Here is a 7,344-nt window from a genome sequence, read left to right as displayed (position 1 = left end):
GGGGAGCGGGGGGACGCCGGGGCCTCCGGCATCCCCCCGGCCGTCACGACTGCGGCTGGATCAGCGTCGCGAAGTCGGGCTCGGCGTCGATGTAGCCGTACTCGACCGCGAGCGCCGCGAGGTCCTCGATCCCCGCGTTGGCCAGGTCGGGCGTGAAGTCCGGCAGCGTGATGGCGGCCGCCGCGGCCTCGGGGATGTCGAGGTTCGTCACGATCGCGGCGCGCACCGCGTCCTCGTTGGCCGTCGCGTACGCGAGCGCCTCGGTCATCGCCGCGGCGTAGGCGGCCACGAGCTCCGGATCGTCGGCGAGCTTCTCCTGCGTCGTGAAGTTCGTCAGCACGGTGAGTCCGGGGATCGTCGCCTGGTAGGGCGAGACGACGTCGACGCCGCCGGCGCTGACGATCAGGCCCCGGAACGGGTCGGGCACCCAGCCGGCGTCGATGTTGCCGGCCTCGAGCTGGGCCTGCACGTCGGGGAACGGGACCTCGATGAACTCGATCGTGGAGGAGTCGCCGCCGGCGTCGTCGACGGCCTTGCGGACGGTGAGGTCGCCGGCGGCGCCGATGCTGTTGACCGAGACGCGCTTGCCGGCGAGGTCCGCCGTGCTCGAGATGCCCGAGTCGCCGAGCGCGACCACCGAGTTGACGTCGGATCCCTCGGCGAGGCTCGACGCGTAGTTGCTGAAGATCACGACGCCGAGATCCTGGAGGTCGGCGCGGATCGGGCCCATGGGCTGGCCGATCGCGAAGTCGATGTCGCCGCTGAGGAGAGCGGGGATGGCCTGGGCGCCGCCCTGCGCGGGCACGATGTCGACCTCGAGGCCGTGCTCCTCGAAGATGCCGGCGTCGATCGCCGCCCACAGGGCTCCGGTCTCGGCGATGGGGAGGGCGGCGACACGCACCGAGGTCAGGTCGCCCCCGGCGTCGGCGGAACCGGTGGTCTCCGGGGCTGCGCCCGAGTCGGTGCAGCCGGCGAGCGCGAGGGCTGCGACGGCGACGAGTCCGAGGGCGGCAAGGGTCTTCTTCATCGAAGTTCCTCTCAATGTCGGCGTGCGGGACGTCGACGCGACGGGAGCTCCTGCGCCGCTCACTGCTGTGTGATCCTGCGCGAGTCGGCACCGCGTCGTGCTGACCCGCTCATGGTGCGCGACACCCGCGGCCGATGTCAAGCTTCTCGCGACGATCGTCACCGATTCGTTGACTCTCCACCGCCCGTCGGCGTTCTGTTGACTCTCCGCACCTGACCCGAAAGCCTCCCCGGAGGGGGAGATTTCGCTTCCTTCGTCGGTCGTCAGCGACCCCGGCCGCCGACCCGAAAGTCTCCCCGCCCCGGTTCTGGTTGAACAGGCGCATTGCCTGGACTCTCCCCACCCCACGGAGCGCCCCGCCAGGGGCGCTGAGCAGCTGACCCGAAAGTCTCCGCTCTTGCTCCCTGAGCGAGGAGCGGAGCGACGAGACGGGCGCGGTGGACGCTTCGTCTCGCTGCGCTCGCGGTTCCTGAGCGAGGAGCGCAAGCTCCGAGACGAAGGGCAGCGACCGGACTTTCGCCACCCCACGGAGGCCCCGCAGGGCCCTGAGAAGCTCACCCGAGAGACTTCCCGCTGGTCCGCACCCGTGGTGGGGCGGGATAATGGGTGCGACGACAGCGAGGATGCCGGGGTCGATGATCAGAGAACCGCGCAGCGAGTTCGTGGGGCGCCGCCGAGAGCTCGAGGCGATCGCCGCGCTCCTCGAGGACTCGTCCATCGTCACGCTCACTGGTGTCGGCGGGGCGGGCAAGACCCGCCTCGCCCTGCGCGCCGCGAACGAGCGCACGGCCCGCACCGGCGCCGCATCCTGGTTCGTCGCACTCGAGAGCGTGCAGGATCCGCAGCGCCTCGCACGCGCCGCCGTGCACACCGTCGCCCCCGCCGACCAGTCGGCGCGGCAGCCCCTGGAGGTGCTGGTCGACGCGCTCCGTGGCCGCCCCACGCTCCTCGTCCTCGACAACTGCGAGCACCTCGTCGACGCGGCGGCGGAGTTCGCGGACCGGATGCTGCTGGCCCTTCCGGAGCTGACGATCCTCGCGACCAGCCGGCGGCCGCTCGAGGTCACCGGGGAGCGCATGTTCTCGGTGCCCCCGCTGTCGGTCGAGACCGGGGACTCCGAGGCGGTCGAGCTGCTGGTCGCACGCGCACGGGCCGCCGACGCCGGGTTCGTCCTCGGTCCGGACGAGCGCGAGTCGGCACTGTCGCTGTGCCGATCGCTCGACGGGCTGCCGCTGGCCATCGAGCTGGCGGCCACCCGGTTGCGGAGTCTGCCGGTGACGGAGCTGCGCGCTCTGCTGTCCGAGCGCTTCACCCTGCTCGACGGGGGCCCGCGCAGCTCGGTCGAGCGCCAGCGCACGCTCCGCGCGGTCGTCGACTGGAGCCACGACCTGTGCGGGATGCGGGAGCGGCACGTCTGGGAGACGCTGTCGGTCTTCTCCGGGCCGTTCGACCTCGATGCCGCCGCGGCGGTCGCCGGTCTCGACCGACGCGGCATCGGCGCCGCCGTCGACGCGCTCGTGGCTCAGTCGATCCTGCAGGTCGACCACGAGACGCGGCGGTTCCGGATGCTGGAGACGATCCGCGCGTACGGCCGCGAGCGGGCGTCCGAGTCGGGCGTCGGTCCCCTCGCCGCACGCCGCCATCTCGCGTACTTCTCCGCGCTCGCGGGACGACTGCGCGGCGACTGGTACGGCCCCCGCCAGGCGGAGATCGTCGCACGCCTGAGCGCCGACCGCGCCGAGCTGCAGTCGGCACTGACCCTCGCCGCCGCGATCGACGTCGACGGCGCGCTCTCCCTCCTCGAGGACCTGCGCTACCACTGGGGCGTCGGCGGGTTCATCTCCGAGGGGCGGGCGTGGGCGCACCGGCTGCTCGGACTCCCCGGCGCGACACCGGGCCGTCGCCTCCCGGCGCTCGTCACCGCCGCGTGGCTCGGTCTGCTGCAGGGCGACCTCGACGAGGCGGATGTGCAGCTCGCCCGTGCCGAACGTCTCCTGTCGGCGCACGCGCTCGACGACGAGGCCGCCGCGATCGCGCGCATCGAGATCAGCAGGTGGCGGGGCACGCACGCGATGTTCTCCGGCGAGCCGGCCGGCGCCCTGCCGCACTTCGAGACCTCGATCCGGGCCGCGGAACGGGTCGGCCGGCCCGAGCAGGCGCTCCTCGCGCAGTTCCAGCACACCACCGCGATGAGCCACCTGCGCTCCCCGGACGCGGCGCACGAGGCCGCATCCGCCCTCTCCTACGCGAACGCCGCGCGGGACACGTGGATGCGGGCCCACGCACTGTGGGCCCTGGCGCTCGCCGCCTTCGTCGCGGGCGACCTCGCCGAGGCCGATGCCCGTGCTCGCGAGGGCATCGGCGTGGAGCGCGGGTTCGACGACCCGATCGGCGCCTGCCTGCTGTTCGACGTGCTCAGCTGGATCGATGCCGCGGCCGGTCGCCCCGAGCGCGCCGCGACCCTGCACGGCGCCGCCACCGCCAGCTGGCGTGTGATCGGCTCGTCCGCGCACGCGTTCGGGCCGCATCTGGCCGCGCACCGCGAGGCCTGCGTGGCGCTGCTCGTCGACCGGCTCGGCCCGCGCGCCTTCGACCGTCTCACCGCCGCCGGCGCGGCTCTCAGCCGCGCCGCGGCGGAGGAGTACGCCCTCGCCCCCGCCGCCACGCAGACCCTGAGCGCCCGCGAGCACGACGTGGTGGCGGGCATCCACCGCGGTCTCAGCAACCGCGACATCGCCGAGGAGCTCGTGCTGAGCGTGCGCACGGTCGACACGCACGTGCAGCGCATCCTCGCGAAGCTCGGGGTGTCGTCGCGAGCGCAGGTGGCGGTCTGGGCGGAGTCGACGCGAAGCGGGTGACCACGCGCTTCGCGTCGACTCCGGACGTTCGGCCGCACGCGACCGCCCGTCGCGGGTCGGTCTCCGGCGGGAGCGCGGCCGCCTCAGCCGATCCGCAGGATCGGTTTGAGCACTCGGCCCGACAACGCGTCGGCGACCGCCGTGTTGATGTCGTCGAAGTCGTAGTACTCGACCAGCCTGTCGAACGGGAAGCGCCCCTGCCGCCACAGCTCGACGAGCCGGCGGACGAACACCTTCGGGACGCTGTCGCCCTCGACCACGCCGCCCACGCTCTGCCCGAAGAACAGCGCCCCCGCAGGAATGCGCAGCTCGGCATCGGGCGGGTAGACCCCGACCAGGGCGCAACGCCCCCGCAGTGCCAACGAGCCGACGGCCTGGGCCGCCACGGGCGCGACGCCCGTGGCGTCCACGACGTAATCCGCTCCGGCCCCGCCGCAGGCGGCGCGGACCGCACCCACGACATCCGCGTCGTGCGCGTCGACCACGTGGGTGGCGCCGAGCTCGAGCGCGAGGTCGAGTCGACTGCGGTGGAGATCCACCGCGACGATCGTGGCGCACCCGACGATCCGCGCGGCCATGAGGGCCGCCATCCCCACGGCGCCCGCCCCGAAGACGACCAGCGTGCTGCCGGCCTCCGGGCGGAGAGCGTTGATCACCGTTCCCGCTCCCGTCTGGAGGCCGCATCCGAGCGGCCCCATCAGCTCGAGCGGGACGTCCGCGGGAATCGGCACGACGCTGCGCCGGTCGGCCAACGCGTAGGTCGCGAACGAGGACTGGCCGAAGAAGTTCCCCCCGACCTCCGCGCCGTCCACGCGCAGCGTCGCGCTCCCGTCCGGGCGCCGGCCGGAGAAGTTGCGGACGTATCCCTGCTCGCAGTACGTCGGCAGCCCGCGCAGACAGTGGTCACACTCGCCGCACAGGCCCACGCTGAGCACGACGTGGTCGCCGACCGAGATGTCGGAGACGGCGGAGCCCACGCGCTCGACGATCCCGGCGCCCTCGTGCCCCAGCACGCCGGGAAGCTCCATCGGCAGATGTCCGTCGCGCACGCCCACGTCGGTGTGACAGACACCGGTCGCGACGATGCGCACGAGCACCTCCTCTGCGCGCGGGTCGTCGATGTCGGCGGGGGTGAGCTCCCAGTCCGCTCCGTTATGCCGCGTCAGCGCCGCAGTGATCGAGGTCACGACCCGCCTCCTCCCCATCGAGCCCGGGCATCGTCTCGAAGACCGCGGTGCCCTCGAACGGCGGCAGCCACGCGGCCCGCTCCCGCCCGAACGTCTCCACGACCGGCGGGAGCAGGTCCACCCCGTCGAACAGGCCGAGCTTCACGACGCGCGTGCCCTCCCGCCGGGTTCCGAGCGAGACCGTCTCGACCGGCGTCCCGCAGGCTCCGCAGAAGCGCCGGGTCGAACCGCCCGTGTCGGGATAGTCGGTCAGCGCGCCGGCGATGCGCACGGCGTCCTGGGGCATCACGGCCACCAGCGACAGGGCCGTGCCTCCCTGCGTGCGACAGTGCGCACAGTGACAGGCGACGATCGCCAGCGGCTCGCCCTCCAGCGTCACGTCGACCCGCCCGCACAGACAGGTGCCTCTTCGGAACATCGTCATCGTCGTCTCCCTCGTCGTCGAGCGATCCCGCCTCGTCGCGGCATCGCGACCGGACTCCCGCGGCGTGCGTCGTCCGAGAGACATTCTCCACACCGGCGACGCGCGGAGGTATCCGTGATGTCACCCAATCCGCCCCAGGACACGGCACGGGGCGGGCCTCAGAGACCTCGACCGCGAAGGCGGGCGGGCCAGATGCCCGCCTTGCCCGGATTGAGGATGCCGTTCGGGTCGAGCGCATCCTTGATGCGCTCGTTGAAGCGCCGCTGCGCATTGTCGCCCCACGAGTAGGTCGCCGCGACGCGGTCCGCCCATGCGTGGTGCGCGCGGTACTCGCCGTAGCCGTGGGATGCGGCCTCGTCGATCAGGTCGTGCACGAGCCGCAGCGTCTCGTCGCGCTGCTCGGGATCGGTCTTCGTGTAGAGCAACAGGCTGATGTGGTGCATCTCGCGCAGGCCGATGACGAACTGGGCCGCGTAGTCCTTGCGTGCGGCGTCGGCGCGAGCCTTCACCATCTGGAACTGGCGGAGCGCGTCCTCGCCGTCGGGGGCGGAGATGGGCGAGAAGCCCATGTGGGCGCCGTCCGGGATCCAGTTCAACAGGTTCGCCTCCTCGACGGTCGGAACCCCGGTGTTGATCCTGTGCCGATCGTGAAGGGTGTGGGCACCCCGGTCGTCGGCGCTGTGCGGGCGGGTGCGCGTCGTGAAGAACCTCGCACCCGGGATCCAGGTGAACGCCTCCTCGATGATCTGCAGGTACTGCTCGACGACCGGCGGCGGCCCGTAGACGGTGCCGTAGAGGTTCCAGTAGCCGAGGCCGAGCTCCGCCTTCATCCGTTCGACGGTCGCGTCGGGGATCGGGGTGTTCTCGGTGTGCCAGTCGGCGCGCTCCGACACCTGAGCGGCATCGAGGAAGATGTTGCGCAGGACCGGGACGTTCTGCAGCGGTGCCGTGTTGATTCGCAGCGGCAGCACGGTGTCGATGATCGCGCCCAGGTCGTCGGCGTTCTCGAACGTGATCTGGAAGGTCTCGGCCGCTGGCGGGGCGCCCATGAGCTGGATGCCCATCTTCGTGACGACGCCGTAGTTCGACTGCTCGAACAGGTTGTCCGGCTGCGGACCGAAGCTCGGCGAGAAGAGCTGCCAGGCGTTGCTGCCGGGCAGGCCGCCCATGCCGGTGCGCAGCACATCGCCGTCGGGAAGCACGACCTCGAGCCCGGACTTCCAGAGCGAGTGGTTGCCGTACGGGGTGTAGCCGACGCCGCGGTCGAGCATGTTGCCGACGACGCTGCCCCATGACAGGTCAGGCGCGTCGATCCAGAGGTCGTAGCCCTTCTCCTGGATCGCCGCGTAGAGCTCGAAGAACGTCACCCCCGGTTCGATGAGCGCGTACCCGTACTTCTCGTTCAGCTCGAGCACGCGGTTCAGGCGTTTGCCGACGTGCACCACGATGCTGCCCGCGACCCGCGGCGAGGCTCCGCCGTAGCCGAGGTTCTTGCCGGTCGAGATCGCGTGCAGCGGGACGAGGTGCTCGTTCGCGATCCGGACGATCCGCTGCACGTCCTCGGTCGAGCCGGGGAAGACGACGGCGCTCGCCGTGAACGACCGGTCTCCCGTGACCGGGAACTCGTCATCGTAGAGCGACACCTGCTCGGGACGGACATGCACCCACTCCGCGCCGAGCGCGTCGACCAGATCCGCGATGGCGCGGTCGTAGGCCTCCGCCGACACGTCGGGAGGCAGCACCCGGGCGAGCTCGGATGGGGGCAGGGCAGGGGTAGGGGCGGACATCGGCACTCCTCGTCGAGTCGTCGGTCCGGTGCGCGATGCTGCGCACCGGCCCGGATGCATC

The 7,344-nt window shown here is 72.0% G+C and carries 5 protein-coding genes; 1 reads left to right on the top strand and 4 read right to left on the bottom strand.

The window, feature by feature from the left end; translation table 11 throughout:
• Positions 1-43 precede the first annotated feature (43 nt).
• On the bottom strand, positions 44-1,027 hold the full coding sequence (locus GVL03_RS15450) for an ABC transporter substrate-binding protein (protein WP_159501902.1): 984 nt from the start codon (positions 1,025-1,027) through the stop codon (positions 44-46).
• 635 nt (positions 1,028-1,662) lie between these two features.
• Between GVL03_RS15450 and GVL03_RS15445 the strand changes: the two genes are divergently transcribed.
• Complete coding sequence (locus tag GVL03_RS15445; RefSeq protein ID WP_159501901.1) at positions 1,663-3,885, top strand: LuxR C-terminal-related transcriptional regulator; 2,223 nt, start codon at positions 1,663-1,665, stop codon at positions 3,883-3,885.
• 83 nt (positions 3,886-3,968) lie between these two features.
• On the opposite strand, the gene GVL03_RS15440 is transcribed toward GVL03_RS15445, so the two are convergent.
• From GVL03_RS15440 to GVL03_RS15430, 3 genes are all read right to left on the bottom strand, one after another.
• On the bottom strand, positions 3,969-5,072 hold the full coding sequence (locus GVL03_RS15440) for an NAD(P)-dependent alcohol dehydrogenase (protein WP_235038196.1): 1,104 nt from the start codon (positions 5,070-5,072) through the stop codon (positions 3,969-3,971).
• Positions 5,038-5,496: a GFA family protein gene (locus GVL03_RS15435; RefSeq protein WP_159501899.1), complete on the bottom strand. Its 459-nt coding sequence runs from the start codon at positions 5,494-5,496 to the stop codon at positions 5,038-5,040. Before GVL03_RS15435 ends, GVL03_RS15440 begins: the two co-directional genes overlap by 35 nt.
• 158 nt (positions 5,497-5,654) lie before the next feature.
• Positions 5,655-7,283: an FAD-binding oxidoreductase gene (locus GVL03_RS15430; protein WP_159501898.1), complete on the bottom strand. Its 1,629-nt coding sequence runs from the start codon at positions 7,281-7,283 to the stop codon at positions 5,655-5,657.
• Between the last annotated feature and the right edge of the window lie 61 nt (positions 7,284-7,344).

Source organism: Microbacterium sp. 18062, assembly GCF_902706225.1.
GTDB lineage: Bacteria > Actinomycetota > Actinomycetes > Actinomycetales > Microbacteriaceae > Microbacterium.
This window is presented reverse-complemented; position numbering and strand designations above follow the sequence as displayed.